This window comes from Klebsiella sp. JN_Kp126 (assembly GCF_033843325.1).
GTDB lineage: Bacteria > Pseudomonadota > Gammaproteobacteria > Enterobacterales > Enterobacteriaceae > Klebsiella > Klebsiella michiganensis.
In genome coordinates this window covers 24,448-44,172 of the sequence record NZ_JAWXQV010000104.1, presented here as the reverse complement: position 1 = coordinate 44,172, position 19,725 = coordinate 24,448, and the positions used below count along the sequence as shown (strand labels likewise).

Below are 19,725 nucleotides of genomic sequence, written 5' to 3'. Positions count from 1 at the left end.
AGTGAAACGCCGTAGCGCCGATGGTAGTGTGGGGTCTCCCCATGTGAGAGTAGGGCATTGCCAGGCATCAAATAAGTGAAAAGCCCATCCGTCAGGATGGGCTTTTTGCGTTTGTGCTGCTGCGAAAATATCCATTTATACCAGACCTGGCAATGACAATTTGCCCATTTGATCTTATCTAAAGGATCGTTTCCCGAGCTTCAGCTGCCGGTATTGCAGTTTAAGCATTGTGGAGCTTACCTTCGGGAAAAGCGGTGCCGGAGCTCGCTCCGGCACCTGTCATGGCAGAGAAAAGAAAGGAATTAACGAGTCAACGCCACGATGCCGAGCGTCAGGCCAGCAACGGCAGCTGCGCCCCCGGCAATCGCGCCGGCGGTTTCCCAGTTATCCTGGGTCGTTCCTTTCATACAGGTATTGGTGTGCACTAATCTGCCTTCAGAATCATAGACCGGTACACACGGAGAGTCATGTGCACAGCCGGCGAGTAGCGTTGCCAGCAATGCCACTAGAATAACTTTATTCATGATATTACCTCTAAATAATCCGCTTCGCTGTATTGGAGAACCCGTACCTGCGCGGAACGGTTTATTTTATCATCAGCAATATGGGGGGCCGCTAGAGTAAATAATCTCAATTTATGAGTAACGTAAATATCATGAAGAAATCCAGATAACTATGGGGAAATAATGTGTATTGGGTACCGCAGCAATAAATATATTTAATATCATCAGGATAGTTATCGAAACGCAGACGAAAAAAAGGCACCTGAAAGGTGCCTTTAGAAAAACATATTTACTCTGCGTGTTTCGTAAAGCGGCGTCTTACCACGACGAAGAAGACAGGAACAAAGAAGATCGCCAGTAATGTTGCCGTCAGCATTCCGCCCATAACGCCGGTACCGACCGCATTTTGGGCGCCGCTGCCGGCTCCATGGCTAATAACCAGAGGCAGAACCCCGAGGATAAAGGCCAGCGAAGTCATCAGGATAGGGCGTAAACGCATACGCGATGCTTCAAGTGTGGCTTCGATAATTCCTTTGCCTTCTTTATCCATCAGGTCTTTCGCAAACTCCACGATAAGAATCGCGTTTTTCGCAGAGAGGCCGATAGTTGTTAATAAGCCCACCTGGAAATAAACGTCATTATTAAGCCCGCGTAACGACGCCGCCAGTAATGCACCAACTACCCCTAATGGAACGACGAGCATGACGGAGAAAGGAATAGACCAACTTTCATAAAGCGCCGCAAGACACAGAAAGACAACAATAAGCGAAATGGCATAGAGCGCGGGCGCCTGGTTACCGGATAAACGTTCTTGATAGGACATTCCCGTCCAGTCGTAACCAATACCGGCAGGAAGCTTGCTGGCTAACTGCTCCATTAAAATCATCGCATCGCCGGTACTTTTCCCCGGAGCAGCTTCACCCAAAACTTCCATAGAGGGTAAGCCATTATAGCGCTCCAGGCGCGGTGAACCATAAACCCAGCGTGAGGTGACAAAGGCGGAGAACGGAACCATTTCGCCATTCGCGCTGCGGACGTACATATTATTGATATCGCTCGGCAGCATACGGAATTTTGCATCGGCCTGAACGTAGACTTTTTTCACTCGTCCATGGTCAATAAAGTCGTTGACGTAGTAACCCCCTAGCGCCGCGGAAATGGTTTCATTGATATCGGATAGCGAAATCCCCAGAGCCTGAGCTTTCTCCTGATCAACATCCAGCTTAAATTGCGGCGTGTCTTCGAGCCCGTTGGGGCGAACGCGTACCAGCTGGTCAGGATGCTCTCTCACCATACCCAGAAGTTGATTACGGGCCAGGGTTAACGCGCTATGGCCAAGGTTACCCTGATCGATAAGCTCAAAGTCAAAACCGGTCGCCGTACCCAGTTCGATAATTGCCGGCAGATTGAAAGGAAAGACCATAGCATCTTTAATCTGACTGAAGGCAACGGTCGCACGTTTGATGATTGCCTCAACGCCATTCTCTGCGCCACTGCGTTCTTCCCATGGCTTCAGGCTGACAAACGCCATACCGGAGTTTTGACCCTGACCGCTAAAGCTAAAGCCGTTAACGGTAAAGACGCTTTCAACATTCGCCTTCTCTTTATGCAGATAGTAATCGGTAACCGTATCAAGAACCTTTTGCGTGCGTTCCTGCGTTGCGCCTGAAGGAAGCTGGATCATGGTCATAAATACCCCCTGATCCTCATCCGGCAAGAAGGAGGTGGGCAGGCGCATAAACAGGACGGCCATACCCACAACGATCAGCAAATAGATGATCAGGTAGCGTCCGGTACAGCGCAGGATCCCGCTGACGCTGTTAGTGTAGTGGTTCACGCTACGATCGAATTTCGCATTAAACCAGCCAAAAAATCCTTTTTTCTCATGATGATCGGCTGATGCAGGTTTCAGTAATGTGGCACAAAGCGCGGGGGTCAGGATCAGCGCGACCAGTACGGACAGCGCCATGGCGGAGACGATGGTGATAGAAAATTGCCGATAGATCGCCCCCGTAGAGCCGCCAAAGAAGGCCATCGGGACAAACACTGCCGATAGCACCATGGCAATGCCGACCAGCGCCCCCTGAATTTGCGACATTGATTTTTCCGTCGCTTCTTTGGGGGGAAGCTTCTCTTCTACCATGACGCGTTCGACGTTTTCCACCACCACGATAGCATCGTCGACCAGAAGGCCTATTGCCAGCACCATGCCAAACATCGTTAGCGTATTGATGGAGTAACCGAACATCGCCAGTACGGCAAAGGTCCCGAGCAGGACGACCGGAACCGCAATGGTGGGGATCAGCGTGGCCCGGATATTCTGTAAGAACAGATACATCACCAGGAAGACGAGGATAATCGCTTCAAACAGCGTCTTCACAACCTCATGAATAGAGATTTTCACAAACGGCGTAGTGTCGTAGGGATAGACGACCTTCATCCCCTGCGGGAAGTACGGCTGCAGTTCGGCAAGCTTCGCTTTAATCGCGGCGGCGGTATCGAGGGCATTGGCGCCGGTAGCGAGCTTAATTCCCAGTCCTGAAGCCGGTTTTCCATTGATTTTTGCGACAACGTTGTAGTTTTCACCTCCCAGCTCAATACGTGCCACATCTTTCAGGTGTACCACTGAGCCATCCGCGTTCACGCGCAAAGTCACTTTGCCAAACTCTGCCGGATCCTTCAGTCGCGTCTGAGCAATAATGGATGCATTTAGCTGCTGCCCTTTAAGGGCCGGCGTACCGCCAAGCTGGCCTGCTGCAATCTGATCGTTCTGTACCTGCAGTTGGTTAATGACGTCGACAGGCGTGAGGTTGTACTTATTCAGGAGATTACCGTCCAGCCAGACGCGCATGGCATACTGCGCGCCGAAGAGCTGTACATCGCCGACGCCGTTAAGGCGGCTGATGGTATCTTTGACGTTCGATGCAACGTAGTCGGATATATCATCCTGAGTGGTGCTCGTGTTATCGGAGATGAATCCGGCAACCATCAGGAAACTACTGCTTGATTTCTCGACGCTAATCCCCTGCTGCTGTACTTCCTGAGGAAGAAGCGGCGTCGCCAGCTGCAGTTTATTCTGCACCTGAACTTGCGCAATATCCGGATCCGTACCTGATTTAAAGGTCAGGGTGATGGTAACGCCGCCTGCGGAATCGCTGGTTGAGGACATGTACATCAGATTATCGATACCGTTCATGTTCTGTTCGATAACCTGAGTCACCGTATCCTGAACGGTTTGTGCGTCCGCACCTGGATAGGTTGCGGAGATGGCCACCGCTGGCGGCGCGATAGTCGGGTATTGTGCAATCGGTAGCTGCATAATTGCGAGGCCACCGGCAATCATCATGATGATCGCCAGCACCCAGGCGAAGACCGGTCGATGGATAAAAAACTTAGACATAGGGATTCGTACCTTATTGCGCGACGGACGTCGCGGTATCCTCTTCGGCCTTCACGGTGACGCCGGGACGTACTTTCTGCAGACCGCTGACGATAACCTTTTCACCGGCTTTCAGACCGCTCGTGATTAACCACTTATCGCCAATCGCCTGTGAGGCTGTGACGGCTCGCGTTTCCACCTGGTTTTTATCATTAACGAGCATCACGCTGGCATCGCCGCGCGGCGTCCGGGTGACTCCCTGCTGAGGAACGAGAATGGCATCCGGTGAAACGCCCTCATCAATACGGGCGCGAACAAACATCCCTGGCAGCAGAGCGTGCTGTGGGTTGGGGAAGATGGCGCGAAGCGTAATAGAGCCGGTGCTCTCATCTACCGTGACGTCAGAGAACTGCAGCGTGCCCTGAAGCGCATAAGGTTTTCCGTTTTCCATAATCAACTGCACGCTTTTGGTGTCACTGCCGTGCTGCAGGCTTTCCTGTTTCAGGCGCATGAAATCATTACTGGATTCAGTGACATCCACATAAATGGGATCGAGCTGCTGTACCGTCGCCATCGCGTCAGCCTGACCATTTGTCACCAGGGCACCTTCGGTCACGCTGGATTTGCCGATGCGGCCGCTGATTGGCGACGTCACTTTTGTGTACGCCAGGTTAATACGCGCGCTTTCCACGGCTGCCTTTGCGGCAATAACATCGGCATCGGCCTGGCGCGCGGTCGCCACCGCCTGATCGTATTCTTGCTGGCTGATATATTTTGTGCCGAGAAGAGGCGCGTAGCGTTTTACCGTTAAGTGGGCGATAGCCGCCGCGGCTTCTGCTTTCGCTTCATCACCTTTTGTGCTGTTGTAAGCCGCCTGATAGGTCGCCGGATCGATTTGATAAAGAGACTGTCCAGCGGTGACATCGCTACCTTCGACAAAGTTACGGTGCAGGATAATCCCGCTGACCTGCGGGCGGACTTCCGCGACGCGGTAGGCTGATGTGCGGCCAGGTAGCTCCGTGGTGACGGACAGCGGCGCGCTGTGTACGACATAAACGGAGACCTGAGGTATCTGCGCATGCGGTTGCCGATCGCCTGAATTATCGCAACCGCTGAGCAGGATGGCCGGGATGATAAGGCTGGATAAAAGTGTAACCCTGACATGAGGTGTCATTGCTGTTCCTTATAGATTATGAGCCAGGCATGGCCACGAATCTGTGCAAGAAATAATGAATTAAAATGCGGTTTGTTATCCTACAAATAAAAAACGATGGATGTAAGACATAGTTATTTTTTAGCCATCAGCAAGGCACGTAAAAACAAAATATCAGGAATAATGTTTTTAGAATGAACTTAAATTAAAATTTGCTTACATTGATATTTAATATATGAATGTATTTATCTTAATTATTCTTGCGGTGTATTTATTGGAGGACGTTTGAGATTTAACTCATCTGTATTTTTGCTAAACAATATTGATTGTCAGATGTTAGGTTTATAGGTATCCAGCGATTTCCCCATACTCTCAATCTGGCGTTGAGTGGAGCACCGTATGCCCAGAAGAACGAAAGAAGATGCGTTAAAGACGCGGCAGCTTCTGATTGAGTCTGCCATTCAGCAGTTTGCCTTACGTGGCGTGACCAGCACGACCTTAGCCGATATCGCTGATGCTGCTGGCGTGACGCGCGGAGCGGTGTACTGGCACTTTGCAAGCAAAGCTGAGCTGTTTAATGAAATGTGGCAACAGCAGCTGCCGCTACGCGACCTGCTTCAGCATGAATTTAACCTTAAAGACGATCAGGATCCGCTCAGCACGCTACGAGAGAAATTTATTATTGGCTTACAATATATCGCTAATAATCCCCGTCAACGTGCCTTAATGCAAATTCTGTATCAGAAGTGTGAGTTTTCCAGCGACATGATGCCGGAAGCTGAGATTCGCAAGAGAATTGGTTTTAGCTATCCGATTATTCGCAGCATTTTGCAGCTCTGTATTCGTAACGGATTATTGCCAGTGGAAACCAATGTTGAAATTTCATTAATTGTATTACACAGCGCATTTACCGGTATTATTAAAAACTGGCTGGTGGAGCCCGGGCAATTCGATCTGTATCGCCAGGCACCCGCCCTGGTTGATAATATTATGTCGATCCTTTGCGGGGCTAATGGGCGGCAGACGATAGCCAGCCATTAAAATTCATGTAATAAAAAAGGCGCTTCCCCATGCCGAAGAGCGCCTTTTATATCAAACATTTAACTGATTAGTATCAGTTCATGCCGTATTTTTTCAATTTTTTACGCAGAGTACCACGGTTGATGCCCATCATCAGGGCAGCACGGGTCTGGTTACCGCGGGTGTATTGCATCACCATGTCCAACAGGGGCTGTTCTACTTCAGCCAGTACCAGCTCATACAGGTCATTAACATCCTGACCGTTCAGTTGAGCAAAATAGTTCTTCAGTGCCTGTTTAACCGAGTCACGCAGGGGCTTTTGAGTTACCTGATCCTGAGAGTTAACGGTAGAAACGGTCAGTACGTCAGAATTTACGCGTTGTTCGAACATAGTTCTGTCAGCTCTTTATTTCTATTACGCAAAATTTTCGAAGTATGCCTCCAACGCCTCCAGCTGTTCGCTGGAATCTTCTATGGCGTTGAATGTGCGCCGAAACTGGTCATCTGGAGCGTGTTCCTGCAGATACCAGGATACGTGTTTGCGTGCGATTCGGTACCCTTTTGCCTGGCCATAAAAGCCATGCAGTTCCCGAACGTGTGCACAAAGCAAGCGCTTAACCTCTGCCAGGGGCAGCGGCGGCAGCAGCTCTCCAGTGTCCAGATAGTGCTGGATTTCCCGAAAGATCCAGGGTCTTCCCTGAGCTGCACGGCCTATCATAAGGGCATCTGCCCCCGTATAGTCGAGCACAGCTCTGGCTTTAAGCGGGTCAGTAATGTCACCATTCGCGATAACCGGAATGGAAACTTTCTGCTTAACTGCCCGAATACTGTCGTACTCAGCATCTCCGTTAAACAAACAGGCGCGCGTGCGTCCGTGAATAGTCAGAGCCTGAATGCCACATTCTTCAGCCAGTTGGGCAATTTCTACACAGTTACGGTGTTCCGGTTCCCAACCGGTGCGAATCTTGAGAGTTACGGGAACGTCCACTGCTTTGACGACCGCCGTCAGGATAGACTTCACCTGCTCGGGGTACTGCAAGAGGGCTGAACCTGCAAGCTTTCGATTCACTTTTTTAGCCGGGCATCCCATATTGATATCAATAATTTGGGCGCCGCTTTCCACGTTAATACGGGCGGCTGCAGCCATCTCTTCCGGTACGCTACCGGCGATTTGCACGGTACGAATACCGGGCTCATCAACGTGCACCATCCGTAAGCGTGACTTGTCGCTCTCCCAAACCTGCGGGTTGGAGGACATCATCTCGGATACGGTCAATCCTGCTCCCATCTCGTAACACAACGTGCGGAATGGTCTGTCAGTAATGCCAGCCATAGGCGCTGCGATGAGTCGATTCCTGAGCTGGTAGTGTCCGATGCGCATGAGTTAAGAAATGACCATACTGTGACTGCAAGGCGGCGTATATTACGCATTTTTTGCACGAGATGAAAGGCCAAACTTTGAGCAATCCTCTGCGGTGGATCAAAGAATCGCCTTGCAGGTCAGTGTACATGAATAATTAGCTATATAAATCATTGCATTAAAAACATGTGATGAATTTATCTACACATATAATTTTGTCTAACTTCTCATTTTTTCTTCCCGGCACAGGGAACGGGCAAGATAATCTGCTGAAGAAATCAGCAAATTACCTTGGCTTTATGTGAGTTGGCTCTCATTTCAGAACATGATCGTGAAGCACAGCTGATGTTTATTCTATGACCACGCGACCATTCAGCGGCTGTATCGGACGATTGTTATCGTGATGCATAGCGTGGCTAAATTTTGCCAGCTGCGCTGATGAAAGTGTCAGGGGATGTTTAAGCACAATCCAGGTTACCCCCTCGGAGCAAGGCGGCGTGGTCAGGGAGCCGCTGAAACGCCAGTATGTCTTGTCTGCGGGAAGAAGGGCGTTGAGATCCATTTGGGTGACGATTTTAGCCGTCTGATCGGCTTTCTCGGGCATGGTGGCCCACAGTTTGTTCAGTTCGCTATTTTCCGCGCCCTGGTCGAACATCACCGCCACGACGGCAACGGCGCCTTGAGCGCTTTTATGTACCAGATGCATCTCCATCGCATAGTGCTTACCGTGAACGGTGTTTTCGCTCGGGGCATGAAAATGGAACTGCTGAAGGGTAAATGGCGTACCGTCAATCGTAACGGTATCCGCTGTTGTGGTCTTTAACCCCGCCTGGATAGTGTGACCATTGTTGATGAGCGTAATGGGGCCATCGATGTAGTGCGTATCCAGCGGTGAAAGGTGTGTCTTAAACGTGGTATCGATGTTGATAGGGGATTGATTCATGCCATTTTGACAGGTTTTGTACTCCTCATTGAGCGCCCCCCAGTGTTCCGGCGAACCTTCGCCTTCATAGCTCCAGTGGGAAGCGAAAACCGTAACGGGCATCATGCTTAACGCCAGTAATGCCGCCTTGCCTAAAGTTGTTTTCATATCATTCGTCCAATGAATAAATTTATGATTTTATTGGTAACTACAATACGTTACCGCATCATCTTATTCTCATTGAGCGAATGATTTTGTACAGAAAGCGCGAAAAGCGGTGGCCTGCGATGAGGCCACAGGGAGATTACTTTTTATAACCGGTGATCCGGCACCACTCCTCTTTCTCCACGACGGGATCGAGGTTAAAGAGATCGGCGTACGCTTCACAAACGCTTTCCGCCTGGCTGGCAAGGATGCCGGAAAGCCCCAGCTGACCGCCTGTAACCGGCAGCACGCTGATAAGCGGAGCCAGTTCGCGTAATGGGCCGGCCAGAATGTTTGCGACCACCACATCGGCTTTCATCGCCTCTGGCTGATCTTTAGGCAGATAGAGTTCCAGGCGTTCAGAAACCCCGTTACGCTCGGCATTATCGCGGCTGGCCTGAATGGCCTGCGGGTCGATATCAATACCGATAGCTTTCGCGGCGCCCAGCTTTAATGCCGCAATGGCCAGAATGCCTGAGCCGCAGCCAAAATCGATAATCGTTTTGCCCGCGAGATCGAGGCCATCCAGCCACTGCAGGCACATTGCCGTGGTGGGATGTGTACCGGTACCAAACGCCAGGCCCGGGTCGAGCATCACGTTAACGGCGTTTTCATCCGGCACATCGCGCCAGCTCGGGCAGATCCACAGGCGTTTACCGAAGCACATAGGGTGGAAGTTATCCATCCATTCGCGCTCCCAGTCCTTGTCTTCCAGTTGTTCGATTTTATGCACGAAATCGGCGCCCAGCAGCGGATTCTGCTCCAGCATCGCAATCACTTCTTTCATATCGGTCTCGGCGTCAAACAGGCCGATAACGTCAGTATCGCCCCACAGACGGGTTTCGCCCGGCAGAGGTTCGAATACCGGCGTGTCGTGCGTATCCTGGAAAGTAATGGAAACGGAACCCGCTTCCATTAGCGCATCGCTCAGCTCTTCCGCGTTCGCGCCGGTAGTGTTCAGTTTCAGTTGGATCCATGGCATGGCAAAACTCTTTATTTATCAGTAGTCAATACGGCGGCTTGCGGGGCGGAGGTACCGAACCGGTTTCCGACCAGGAAAGCCAATAAGCTTAACAGCAACGCGGGCACTATCGGATGGAAGCCCAGGTACTGCAGATTAAAAGTGGCGAGTATGGCATAGAGTACGCCGCCGACGATCATCGCGCTCAACGCCCCTTTCGCGTTCGCGCGTTCCCAGTACAGGCCCAGCACCAGCGGCCATAAGAACACGGCCTCCAGGCCACCGAACGCCAGCAAGTTGAGCCAGATAATCATCTCAGGCGGACGCCAGGCTGCCAGCAGCAGTAAAGCGCCCAGCAGCAAGGTGATCGTTGCCGACATCCGCTTCAACCGGGCTTCATTTGTTATCTGCTCGGGGCGCAGATTCAGATACAGATCTTTAATGATCGTAGCGGAACTTTGTAGCAGTTGGGCGTTGATCGTCGACATAATGGCGGCCATCGGCGCGGCGAGGAAGATCCCGGCGGCAAAGGGCGGCAATACTTTCACCATGAGCGTCGGGATGACCAGATCCGGCACCGTTAGATCCGGGATCACCGCCCGGCCTAACGCACCCGCAAGATGCATCCCAAACATCAGGATCGCCACCACGATGGTGCCAATGATAATTCCCCGGTGCACCGCTTTGCTGTCTTTATAGGAGATGCAGCGAACGGCGGTGTGCGGCAGGCCAATTACCCCGAAGCAGACCAGCACCCAGAAGGAGGTCATAAAGGTGGGGGAAAGAATGTCATCAGCCCCCTGCGGGGAAACCAGCTTAGGATCGATGGTTTGCAGGGTTTCAACCGCATTATGTAGCCCGCCCGCCGCATGAACGACGCCAACCAGCAGGACGATAGTGCCGACCAGCATCACCATTCCCTGGAGCGTGTCGTTGAGGACGCTGGCACGAAAACCGCCGAACGCGGTATAGAGCGCGATACTCACGCCAAAAATTAGCAGACCGGTTTCGTAGGGAATACCCGCTGCGGTTTCCAGCAACCGCGCCCCGCCGATGAACTGCACCGTCATTGCCCCGACAAACGCCACCAGAAGGCTCAGGCTCGCGAGCCAGACCAGCAGACGGCTTTGGTAGCGGGCAAAGAGCATATCGTTCAGGGTTACGGCATTATAGCGGCGCGCCAGAATGGCAAATTTCTTACCCAAAATCCCCAAAGAAAGCCAGATCGCCGGAAGTTGGATCATCGCCAGAAGCACCCAGCCGAGGCCATATTTATAGGCCGCGCCGGGGCCGCCTATAAACGAACTGGCGCTGATATAGGTAGCGGTAAGCGTCATGGCTAATACAATGCCGCCCATCGAGCGGCTGCCGAGGAAATATTCGTTCAGGAAGGAACCCGTTGCGCGCTTACGCATTGCATAGATGGAGAGAGCAAACACCACCAGCAGGTAGGCGATAAGCGGCAGTATGACTTCAAGCTGCATCGTCATCCTCCAGAGGAATATCGCGATAGATAACTTTTACCATCGCCCAGCACAGCAGAATAAACACCAGCGGTACCAGCAGGCAGGCCATTTCGAACCAGTGCGGCAGGCCGGTTAGGCCAATACCGACGCCCGGCAGATAGGCGGCAGCCAGCCAGGCCGCAAGATAGAGAAGGGTTAGCCACAGCGCCCAGCGCGCCTCTTTATGGGCCTGAACAAAGCGTTTGTCCATTTTTTGTCCCTTGAGGATAAAGAAAGCGGGGATTGTACCGCATGGAAAAGAGGAGAGGAGAGAAAAAGAAAAAAGGCCGGATTATCCGGCCTTTTGCAGCGATGGCAGAATTACTTCTCCTGCAATCCGAGTTTTTTCTCCAGATAGTGGATATTGGTGCCACCATTCTGGAAATGCTCGTCGTTCATGATGCGAATCTGCAGATCAACGTTGGTTTTGATGCCATCGATAATCAGCTCCTGCAGCGCATTTTTCATGCGGGCAATCGCGACATCACGGTTTTCGCCATAGCAGATCAGCTTACCGATCATTGAGTCATAGTACGGAGGCACGGTGTAGCCCGCGTAGATATGAGACTCCCAGCGCACGCCAAAACCGCCCGGCGCGTGGAAGCGGGTAATTTTACCCGGGCTCGGCAGGAAGGTGTTCGGGTCTTCGGCGTTGATACGGCATTCCACCGCATGGCCTTTAACCACAACTTCTTCCTGCTTGATGGACAGCGGCTGGCCGGCTGCGATGCGCAGCTGCTCTTTAATCAGGTCGACGCCGGTGATCATTTCGGTTACCGGGTGCTCAACCTGAATACGGGTGTTCATTTCGATGAAATAGAACTCGCCGTTTTCGAACAGGAACTCAAAAGTACCCGCGCCGCGATAGCCGATATCGACGCACGCTTTGGAGCAACGCTCGCCGATATAGCGACGCAGTTCCGGCGTAATGCCCGGCGCTGGCGCCTCTTCGACCACTTTCTGGTGACGACGCTGCATGGAGCAGTCGCGCTCAGCCAGATAGATAGCGTTACCCTGACCGTCAGCCAGTACCTGGATCTCGATGTGACGAGGATTCTCCAGGTATTTCTCCATATACACCATGTCGTTGTTAAACGCGGCTTTGGCTTCCGCTTTGGTCATGGAGATGGATTGCGCCAGCTCAGCATCGCTGCGCACAACGCGCATACCGCGACCGCCGCCGCCGCCGGAGGCTTTGATAATCACCGGGTAGCCAATGCGTTTTGCATGGGCGCGGTTAACGTCCATATCTTCGCCCAGCGGGCCATCAGAGCCCGGTACGGTCGGAACGCCCGCTTTCTTCATCGCGGTGATCGCAGACACTTTGTCGCCCATCAGGCGGATTGTGTCAGCTTTCGGGCCGATAAAGATAAAGCCGGAACGCTCAACCTGCTCAGCGAAGTTTGCGTTTTCGGACAAAAATCCGTAACCCGGGTGAATAGCCACCGCGCCGGTGATTTCAGCAGCGCTGATAATCGCCGGGATATTGAGGTAGCTTTTTACGGACGGAGCCGGGCCGATACAGACCGTCTCATCCGCTAACAATACGTGTTTTAAATCGCGATCCGCCGTTGAGTGCACAGCAACGGTCTTGATGCCCAGTTCTTTACAGGCACGCAGGATACGCAATGCAATCTCGCCGCGGTTGGCGATAACAATTTTATCCAGCATGTTCGCCTCGTTATTCGATGACGACCAGTGGCTCGTCAAATTCTACCGGTTGACCACTTTCGACCAGAATGGCTTTCACCACGCCGGATTTATCGGCTTCGATCTGGTTCATCATTTTCATGGCTTCAACGATGCACAGGGTATCGCCCGCGTTAACTTTCTGACCGATTTCGATGAAGGCTTTCGCGTCCGGGCTCGGGGTGCGGTAGAAAGTACCAACCATTGGGGAACGTACGATGTGGCCACTGATTTCCGCTGCCGCAGGGGCTTCCATTGCTGGCGTTGCCGCAGAGGCGACTGCGTTAGACAGCGCTGGCTGTTGCTGCATCATCGGTGCGGCGTAAGCCTGTTGCATCACCGGGAAACCTGCGTTTGGCGCGGCACGGCTGATGCGTACAGACTCTTCGCCTTCAGAAATTTCCAGTTCGGAGATGCCTGATTCTTCAACCAGCTCGATCAGTTTTTTAATCTTACGAATATCCATGAGTGGGTTCCGTACTCTTTGTTTAGTGTGATTGTGACAGGCGTGTTAGCACCGTCTGTAAAGCATATGAATTACTGCTGTTGCAAGACGCCGCGCTTCTTCAGAAGCCGACAGGTTAAGCCTCCGATGCTCGAAAGCAAAAAGCGAAACTTATCGGCCAATATGCGGCTATCTTCTGCCATTCTCGGGTAAAAAACAAAATATACCTTCGATGCGCGATTGTCACCTATTCGGGACTCAAAAAGCCCGTCAGGAAAACCAAAGTCGCACATTATAACGATTTCGTAGCATTTGGCAGCTAAATACTGGTCTTATCAGGGAAGATTATCAACCGCTATCGTGTAAAGAGTGGCGGTTGATAAAAGAACTGCGGGAAACTGCACATATCCGGAATTAGCGCCACCACTGGCGGAACTTCTTATATCGCCATGCTAAAAGGAGGATCGCCAGCAGCGCATAAATGAGCGGTTGGGGGGATAAAATCTTCACCGACCACAGGTAGTGAATGGGGGCGAGGATCGCGACAACATAGACGAAGTTATGCAATGTTTGCCAGCGACGACCCAATCTTCGCTGCATCGCTTGCGTTGACGTCGCCGCCAGCGCCAGCAGAATCAGCCAGCTGATTAACCCCAGCGTCAGATAAGGGCGGGTGAGGACTTCTGTACCCAATAGCGCCAGATTGTTAATCCCAAGTTCGAGCAGCGTATAGCTGGTCAAATGCAGCGTAGCCCAGGCAAAGCACCATAAACCAAGTAAGCGCCGGGTGCGTATCAATAACGGCTGTTTAGCGTAGCGCGCCAGCGGCGAAACAAGCAAGGTAGCCAGCAGGAATTTAAGAGCCATCCTACCGGTAAAGTGCTGGATATCCTTTGCCGGGTCGGCGCTGAAATACCCCTGATGTCCGGCCCAGAAGAGCCAGACAAAAGGCAAAAATCCGGCCAGATGGAGAAACACTTTCAGCCAGGTAATCTGCTTTACAGTCAGGCGCACTAGTAATTCTCCCGCAAATTCAGGCCCCGGTAGAGCGAAGCCACTTCGTCAGCATAGCCGTTGAAGAGCAGTGTTGGCTGGCGTTTGACGTCGAGTACGCCGCCTGCGCCGATAAAGCGCTCAGTTGCCTGCGACCAGCGGGGGTGATCGACATGCGGATTGACGTTGGCGTAGAAGCCATACTCCTCAGGTCCGGCGAGGTTCCAGGTCGTGGGGGGACGTTCACGCGTCAGTTCGATACTGACGATAGACTTAATCCCTTTGAAACCGTACTTCCAGGGCACGGTGAGTCGGACCGGCGCACCGTTTTGCGGAGGCAGCGCTTTGCCATACACGCCTACGCTAAGCAGCGTCAGAGGATGCATGGCCTCGTCGAGCCGCAGCCCTTCGACATAGGGATACGCCAGCCCGCCGCCGATAAAACGGTCTTTTTGACCCGGCATCTGCTCAGGCGCATAAAGCGTTTTAAACGCGACGTAGCGCGCATTGCTGGTGGGCTCGACCAGCGATAACAATTTATGCAGCGGGAAGCCGACCCAGGGAATCACCATCGACCAGGCTTCGACGCAGCGCATCCGGTAAATTCGCTCTTCCAGCGGAAATCGGCTGGTCAGGTCGTCATGATCGAGCGTAAGGGGTTTTGCCACTTCGCCGCCAATCGTCAGCGTCCAGGGATCAGTGCGCAGGCTTCCGGCATTGGCCGCCGGATCGGCTTTATCCAGGCCGAACTCATAAAAGTTGTTGTAGCCTGATACCTTATCTTCCGGCGTGAGCGTGAGAGTGTTTTGCCATTGCGCCGGTTTATCGAACGTCAGCGCTTTACCTGCCGGCGCCGGCGGGCGGTCGTTGCCTTTAAACCAATCCAGCAGGTCAGCTTGCGCGGAGGGTGAGAGGGAAAGGGCGGTGGCGCTAATTCCCAACATTTTCAGGATCTGGCGACGCTGCAGCATAAAAACGGATTCTGCCGTTACGTCGGCTTCCGTCAGTTTTTTGGATTTCATGGCATCCTCCGTCGTGCGTTTTTCTTAGCATGACGGAGGCGGAGCGTTATTGCGAATATGTCACGAAAAATTGCAGATTAGGCGATTTTAACCAGCGTGCGCCCCTGAATCTTATTGGTCATGATCTTATCGGCAAATTCAGGGGCTTCGGCGAGGGAGATTTCCGTCGCGCTTTGCGCATAGAAGGATTCCGGCAGATCGCGCACCAGACGCTGCCAGGCCTCGGCCCGGCGCGCGGCTGGCGTCATCACCGAATCAACGCCCTGCAGGCGCACGTTACGCAGAATAAACGGCATCACGGTCGTGGGCAGGGCAAAGCCGCCTGCCAGACCGCAGGCCGCCACGCAGCCGCCGTAGTTCATCTGCGCCAGCACTTTTGCCAGCACCTTATCGCCAACGGTATCAACGGCACCGGCCCACAGCTGTTTTTCCAGCGGGCGGGTTTCGGCGAACTCATCGCGGCTAAGAATGCGCTGCGCGCCGAGGTTTTTAAGATATTCATGGGTGCTTTCGCGCCCGGAAACCGCCGCCACCTTGTACCCGAGATGATGCAGCAAAGCGACCGCGGTGCTGCCGACGCCGCCGCTGGCCCCGGTGACCACGACTTCGCCATCTTCCGGACTAACCCCGGCGTCTTCCAGCGCCATCACGCACAGCATCGCGGTGAAACCAGCGGTCCCAATGATCATGGCTTTACGACCATCCAGGCCTTGCGGCATCGCCACCAGCCAGTCGCCTTTAACGCGAGCGCGCTCCGCCAGGCCGCCCCAGTGGTTTTCCCCCACGCCCCATCCGGTCAGCAGGACTTGCTGGCCGGCGTGGAAACGCGGATCCTCGCTGCTGTGGACAAAACCGGCAAAATCGATGCCAGGAATCATCGGAAAGTTGCGGATAATTTTTCCTTTACCGGTGATGGCCAGCGCATCTTTATAGTTGAGGCTGGACCAGTGGATATCCACTGTCACATCCCCCTGCGGCAGCTGGCTGGCGTCAATGGTTTGCACCGAAGAGAGAGTTTTGCCATCCTGCTGTTCTAAGATTAAAGCCTGCATGCGCCGGTCCTCATAGGTTGGATGATTGGAAAATTTTTTCTGCAGACTATACTCGCTAACGGCATTATTACACCGATGTAACGCAATAAATTGCCAGATGCGCCAGCTTTGATAGTATGCGTCGCTCTTTAGAAAGTTAGTGCTTACTTTAGTTTAGGCGCCAGCACAGGAGCCCGGATGTTTATCGGGTAGTCATTCACACGCGGAGTTAACACAGGGATGCGATTAACGACGAAATTCTCAGCGTTTGTCACGTTACTCACCAGCCTGACGATCTTTGTCACGCTGATTGGCGCTTCGCTGAGTTTTTATAACGGCATTCAGCTAAAAATGACCAACCGCGTTCAGGCGGTGGCGACCATGCTGGATAACCGTCTGGTCTCTATGTCTTTTGACCAGATTGAACCGCAGATGGATGAGCTGATGACGCCGATCGACGCGACGCGCGTTGACTTTCAGCTTAATGGCAAATCGGTCTATAGCCATTCCCGCACCGATAACTATCGTCCTTTAGGTAGCAGCAATCAGTTTCGCGATATCACGGTACCGTCGCTCAAGCAGCCCGGTATGGCAATCCATCTGGTGTACCTGGATCCGATGGCCAATTACTTCCGTTCACTGCACATCACCGCGCCGCTCTCCATTGCTATTGGTTTTATGGTGCTGATTATCTTTTTTTCCGTGCGCTGGATCCGTCGCCAGCTGGCGGGCCAGGAGCTACTGGAACTCCGCACTGCGCGTATTCTTAATGGCGAACGCGGACCGCAGGTGCGAGGGTCGGTACACGAGTGGCCGGCGAATACCAGTAGCGCGCTGGATATGCTGCTATCCGAACTTCAGTTCGCCAGCGATCAGCGAAGCCGCATGGATACCCTGATCCGTTCCTATGTCGCGCAGGATTCAAAAACCGGGCTGAGTAACCGATTATTTTTTGATAATCAGCTGTCGACGCTGCTTGAAGATCAGGAGAAAGTGGGGTCATACGGCATCGTAATGATGATCCGCCTGCCGGATTTCGACCTGCTGCGCGATAACTGGGGGCGCGCAGCGACCGAAGAACATTACTTTACGCTGATCAACATGCTTTCCACTTTTATTATGCGCTACCCTGGCGCACTGCTGGCTCGCTACCACCGCAGCGATTTTGCCGTCCTGCTTCCGCATCGCACGTTGAAAGAGGCGGACAGCATTGCCGGGTTACTCCTGAAAGCCATGGATGCCCTGCCGCCGACGCGAATTCTCGATCGTGACGATATGATGCATATCGGGATCTGCGCTTTCCGCAGCGGACAAACGGCGGCCCAGGTAATGGAGCATGCGGAAGCGGCCACGCGTAATGCGGTGCTGCAGGGCAGCAACAGCTGGGCCGTCTATGACGATTCTCTGCCGGAGAAAGGGCGTGGCAACGTGCGCTGGCGTACGCTTATCGAGCAAATGCTTAGCCGCGGCGGCCCGCGACTTTACCAGAAACCCGCCGTCACTCGTGATGGTCGCGTACATCATCGTGAGCTAATGTGCCGTCTTTATGATGGTAAGGAAGAGGTGATTGCGGCCGAATATATGCCGATGGTGCTGCAGTTTGGCCTGGCGGAGGAGTATGACCGTTTGCAAATTACGCGATTGCTGCCGTTTTTAGGCTTTTGGCCGGAAGAAAACCTCGCGCTGCAGGTGACGGTCGAGTCCTTGATCCGCCCTCGATTCCAGCGCTGGCTGCGCGATACTTTGATGCAATGCGAAAAATCGCACCGTCGACGTATTATTTTTGAACTTGCAGAGGCGGATGTTTGTCAATATATCGGCCGCCTGCAGCCGGTTATGCGGTTGGTTAACGCTTTAGGTATTCGAATTGCCGTGGTTCAGGCCGGTTTGACGCTGGTTGGAACCAGCTGGATCAAGCAGCTCGATGTTGAAGTGATTAAGCTGCATTCGGGGTTATCGCGCAATATAGAAAAACGCAGTGAAAATCAGCTGCTGGTGCAGAGCCTGGTAGAAGCCTGTAAAGGAATGCCGGTTCAAGTTTTCGCAACCGGCGTACTCAGCCGAAGCGAGTGGCAGGTGCTGTCTCAATGCGGTGTTACCGGTGGCCAGGGGGAATTTTTTGCCGCCTCACAGCCACTTGACACAAATGTGAAAAAATATTCGCAAAGATACTCTGTTTGATCTGCCGTTTAGCGTGATTTCACGTAGAATAATGCGCGCCATAGTGATGGGGGTGTGCTTGTCTACCTGCCGGATTGTCGCAATGTAAATGCCAGTGAATGACCTTTGACAGGTTGCAGATTCAAGCGCGGAGCGCTGCTGAAGATTTCTGCGTTGGACGGACTCAGTCAAATTTGTAACAAAGGTAACGAACTGCACTAATTTTCACCGCAGCAGATGATTTTTGCGCCTTGTCGCTGCTGCGCGTGGTTGGTAAAGTAAGCGGATTTTGTTTTCCGCCCCAGCTTTCAGGATTATCCCTTAGTATGTTAAAAAAATTTCGTGGCATGTTTTCCAATGACCTGTCCATTGACCTGGGTACCGCGAATACCCTGATTTATGTAAAAGGACAAGGCATCGTATTGAATGAGCCTTCCGTTGTGGCCATTCGTCAGGATCGTGCCGGATCGCCGAAAAGCGTCGCCGCTGTGGGTCATGAAGCGAAGCAGATGCTTGGGCGTACACCGGGCAACATTGCAGCTATTCGCCCAATGAAAGACGGCGTTATCGCCGACTTCTTCGTTACCGAAAAAATGCTCCAGCACTTTATTAAACAGGTGCACAGCAATAGCTTTATGCGTCCGAGCCCGCGCGTGCTGGTCTGCGTGCCGGTTGGTGCGACCCAGGTTGAACGTCGCGCGATTCGTGAGTCCGCACAGGGCGCTGGCGCCCGTGAAGTCTTCCTGATTGAAGAGCCGATGGCAGCTGCGATCGGCGCAGGCCTGCCGGTCTCCGAAGCAACCGGTTCAATGGTTGTGGACATCGGCGGCGGTACCACTGAAGTGGCGGTCATCTCCCTTAACGGCGTGGTTTACTCCTCTTCTGTCCGTATCGGCGGCGACCGTTTTGACGAAGCCGTTATTAATTATGTTCGTCGTAACTATGGCTCCCTGATCGGCGAAGCGACCGCAGAACGCATTAAGCATGAAATCGGCTCCGCTTATCCGGGTGATGAAGTCCGCGAAATCGAAGTTCGCGGGCGTAACCTTGCTGAAGGCGTTCCGCGCGGCTTTACTCTGAACTCAAATGAAATCCTCGAAGCGCTGCAGGAACCGTTGACCGGTATCGTCAGCGCGGTGATGGTCGCGCTGGAACAGTGCCCACCGGAGCTGGCTTCCGATATCTCCGAACGCGGGATGGTTCTGACCGGCGGCGGTGCTCTGCTACGCAACCTTGACCGTCTGTTAATGGAAGAGACAGGAATCCCTGTCGTAGTTGCAGAAGATCCACTGACCTGCGTCGCTCGTGGCGGCGGTAAGGCACTGGAAATGATCGATATGCACGGCGGCGACTTGTTCAGCGAAGAGTAGTCAGCCTG

General features: G+C 53.0%; 17 protein-coding genes. 3 read left to right on the top strand and 14 right to left on the bottom strand.

The annotated features are described in order from the left end of the window. Window positions 1-302 precede the first annotated feature (302 nt). From SIK97_RS29480 to SIK97_RS29470, 3 genes are all read right to left on the bottom strand, one after another. Window positions 303-524, bottom strand: coding sequence for a hypothetical protein (locus SIK97_RS29480; protein WP_032751522.1), 222 nt, complete (start codon window positions 522-524; stop codon window positions 303-305). Window positions 525-792: 268 nt separating this feature from the next. Further along, the gene (locus tag SIK97_RS29475; RefSeq protein ID WP_014227025.1) at window positions 793-3,903 is read right to left on the bottom strand and encodes an efflux RND transporter permease subunit; all 3,111 of its coding nucleotides are present in this window, start codon (window positions 3,901-3,903) and stop codon (window positions 793-795) included. Window positions 3,904-3,916: 13 nt separating this feature from the next. Then, window positions 3,917-5,056: an efflux RND transporter periplasmic adaptor subunit gene (locus tag SIK97_RS29470; RefSeq protein WP_049102748.1), complete on the bottom strand. Its 1,140-nt coding sequence runs from the start codon at window positions 5,054-5,056 to the stop codon at window positions 3,917-3,919. 378 nt (window positions 5,057-5,434) lie between these two features. On the opposite strand from SIK97_RS29470, the gene envR reads away from it, so the two are divergent. Further along, complete coding sequence (gene envR, locus SIK97_RS29465) at window positions 5,435-6,076, top strand: acrEF/envCD operon transcriptional regulator (RefSeq protein WP_032751517.1); 642 nt, start codon at window positions 5,435-5,437, stop codon at window positions 6,074-6,076. 73 nt (window positions 6,077-6,149) lie between these two features. Here envR and fis read toward each other — a convergent pair whose 3' ends face one another. From fis to SIK97_RS29410, 11 genes are all read right to left on the bottom strand, one after another. Continuing rightward, on the bottom strand, window positions 6,150-6,446 hold the full coding sequence (gene fis / locus SIK97_RS29460) for a DNA-binding transcriptional regulator Fis (protein WP_000462905.1): 297 nt from the start codon (window positions 6,444-6,446) through the stop codon (window positions 6,150-6,152). A gap of 24 nt (window positions 6,447-6,470) precedes the next feature. Further along, window positions 6,471-7,436: a tRNA dihydrouridine synthase DusB gene (dusB, locus tag SIK97_RS29455; protein ID WP_014227023.1), complete on the bottom strand. Its 966-nt coding sequence runs from the start codon at window positions 7,434-7,436 to the stop codon at window positions 6,471-6,473. Between the two features lie 328 nt (window positions 7,437-7,764). Continuing rightward, entirely contained in the window at window positions 7,765-8,505 is a 741-nt protein-coding gene (locus tag SIK97_RS29450) for a carbonic anhydrase (RefSeq protein ID WP_004854712.1), read from the bottom strand. Window positions 8,506-8,641: 136 nt separating this feature from the next. Next, entirely contained in the window at window positions 8,642-9,523 is an 882-nt protein-coding gene (gene prmA, locus SIK97_RS29445) for a 50S ribosomal protein L11 methyltransferase (protein WP_057173578.1), read from the bottom strand. Window positions 9,524-9,534: 11 nt separating this feature from the next. Continuing rightward, a complete protein-coding gene (gene panF, locus SIK97_RS29440; protein WP_032751512.1) occupies window positions 9,535-10,986 on the bottom strand; it encodes a sodium/pantothenate symporter in 1,452 nt (483 codons plus the stop codon). After that, complete coding sequence (locus SIK97_RS29435; protein ID WP_004125848.1) at window positions 10,976-11,218, bottom strand: YhdT family protein; 243 nt, start codon at window positions 11,216-11,218, stop codon at window positions 10,976-10,978. Before SIK97_RS29435 ends, panF begins: the two co-directional genes overlap by 11 nt. Before the next feature lie 110 nt (window positions 11,219-11,328). Further along, window positions 11,329-12,678 (bottom strand): acetyl-CoA carboxylase biotin carboxylase subunit, encoded by a 1,350-nt coding sequence (gene accC / locus SIK97_RS29430; RefSeq protein ID WP_004125846.1) that lies wholly within the window; start codon window positions 12,676-12,678, stop codon window positions 11,329-11,331. A gap of 10 nt (window positions 12,679-12,688) precedes the next feature. Further along, window positions 12,689-13,162 carry an acetyl-CoA carboxylase biotin carboxyl carrier protein gene (accB, locus tag SIK97_RS29425; protein ID WP_004125844.1) on the bottom strand — a complete coding sequence of 158 codons (474 nt, stop codon included), beginning with the start codon at window positions 13,160-13,162 and terminating at the stop codon, window positions 12,689-12,691. Window positions 13,163-13,555: 393 nt separating this feature from the next. Next, window positions 13,556-14,155 (bottom strand): protein-methionine-sulfoxide reductase heme-binding subunit MsrQ, encoded by a 600-nt coding sequence (msrQ, locus tag SIK97_RS29420; protein ID WP_025108489.1) that lies wholly within the window; start codon window positions 14,153-14,155, stop codon window positions 13,556-13,558. Then, on the bottom strand, window positions 14,155-15,156 hold the full coding sequence (msrP, locus tag SIK97_RS29415) for a protein-methionine-sulfoxide reductase catalytic subunit MsrP (RefSeq protein ID WP_014227018.1): 1,002 nt from the start codon (window positions 15,154-15,156) through the stop codon (window positions 14,155-14,157). Before msrP ends, msrQ begins: the two co-directional genes overlap by 1 nt. 77 nt (window positions 15,157-15,233) lie before the next feature. Next, window positions 15,234-16,208, bottom strand: coding sequence for an MDR family oxidoreductase (locus tag SIK97_RS29410; protein ID WP_046878631.1), 975 nt, complete (start codon window positions 16,206-16,208; stop codon window positions 15,234-15,236). Window positions 16,209-16,427: 219 nt separating this feature from the next. Here SIK97_RS29410 and csrD point away from each other — a divergent pair, with 219 nt between their 5' ends. Continuing rightward, the gene (gene csrD, locus SIK97_RS29405) at window positions 16,428-18,368 is read left to right on the top strand and encodes an RNase E specificity factor CsrD (RefSeq protein ID WP_025108487.1); all 1,941 of its coding nucleotides are present in this window, start codon (window positions 16,428-16,430) and stop codon (window positions 18,366-18,368) included. A 305-nt stretch (window positions 18,369-18,673) separates the two neighbouring features. Then, window positions 18,674-19,717 (top strand): rod shape-determining protein MreB, encoded by a 1,044-nt coding sequence (mreB, locus tag SIK97_RS29400; protein ID WP_002918653.1) that lies wholly within the window; start codon window positions 18,674-18,676, stop codon window positions 19,715-19,717. Window positions 19,718-19,725 lie beyond the last annotated feature (8 nt).

Coding starts and splice junctions, on each gene's coding strand:
- SIK97_RS29480 (WP_032751522.1), bottom strand. CDS start 524: ATGAATAAAGTTATTCTAGTGGCATTGCTGGCAACGCTACTCGCCGGC.
- SIK97_RS29475 (WP_014227025.1), bottom strand. CDS start 3,903: ATGTCTAAGTTTTTTATCCATCGACCGGTCTTCGCCTGGGTGCTGGCG.
- SIK97_RS29470 (WP_049102748.1), bottom strand. CDS start 5,056: ATGACACCTCATGTCAGGGTTACACTTTTATCCAGCCTTATCATCCCG.
- envR (WP_032751517.1), top strand. CDS start 5,435: ATGCCCAGAAGAACGAAAGAAGATGCGTTAAAGACGCGGCAGCTTCTG.
- fis (WP_000462905.1), bottom strand. CDS start 6,446: ATGTTCGAACAACGCGTAAATTCTGACGTACTGACCGTTTCTACCGTT.
- dusB (WP_014227023.1), bottom strand. CDS start 7,436: ATGCGCATCGGACACTACCAGCTCAGGAATCGACTCATCGCAGCGCCT.
- SIK97_RS29450 (WP_004854712.1), bottom strand. CDS start 8,505: ATGAAAACAACTTTAGGCAAGGCGGCATTACTGGCGTTAAGCATGATG.
- prmA (WP_057173578.1), bottom strand. CDS start 9,523: ATGCCATGGATCCAACTGAAACTGAACACTACCGGCGCGAACGCGGAA.
- panF (WP_032751512.1), bottom strand. CDS start 10,986: ATGCAGCTTGAAGTCATACTGCCGCTTATCGCCTACCTGCTGGTGGTG.
- SIK97_RS29435 (WP_004125848.1), bottom strand. CDS start 11,218: ATGGACAAACGCTTTGTTCAGGCCCATAAAGAGGCGCGCTGGGCGCTG.
- accC (WP_004125846.1), bottom strand. CDS start 12,678: ATGCTGGATAAAATTGTTATCGCCAACCGCGGCGAGATTGCATTGCGT.
- accB (WP_004125844.1), bottom strand. CDS start 13,162: ATGGATATTCGTAAGATTAAAAAACTGATCGAGCTGGTTGAAGAATCA.
- msrP (WP_014227018.1), bottom strand. CDS start 15,156: ATGAAATCCAAAAAACTGACGGAAGCCGACGTAACGGCAGAATCCGTT.
- SIK97_RS29410 (WP_046878631.1), bottom strand. CDS start 16,208: ATGCAGGCTTTAATCTTAGAACAGCAGGATGGCAAAACTCTCTCTTCG.
- csrD (WP_025108487.1), top strand. CDS start 16,428: ATGCGATTAACGACGAAATTCTCAGCGTTTGTCACGTTACTCACCAGC.
- mreB (WP_002918653.1), top strand. CDS start 18,674: ATGTTAAAAAAATTTCGTGGCATGTTTTCCAATGACCTGTCCATTGAC.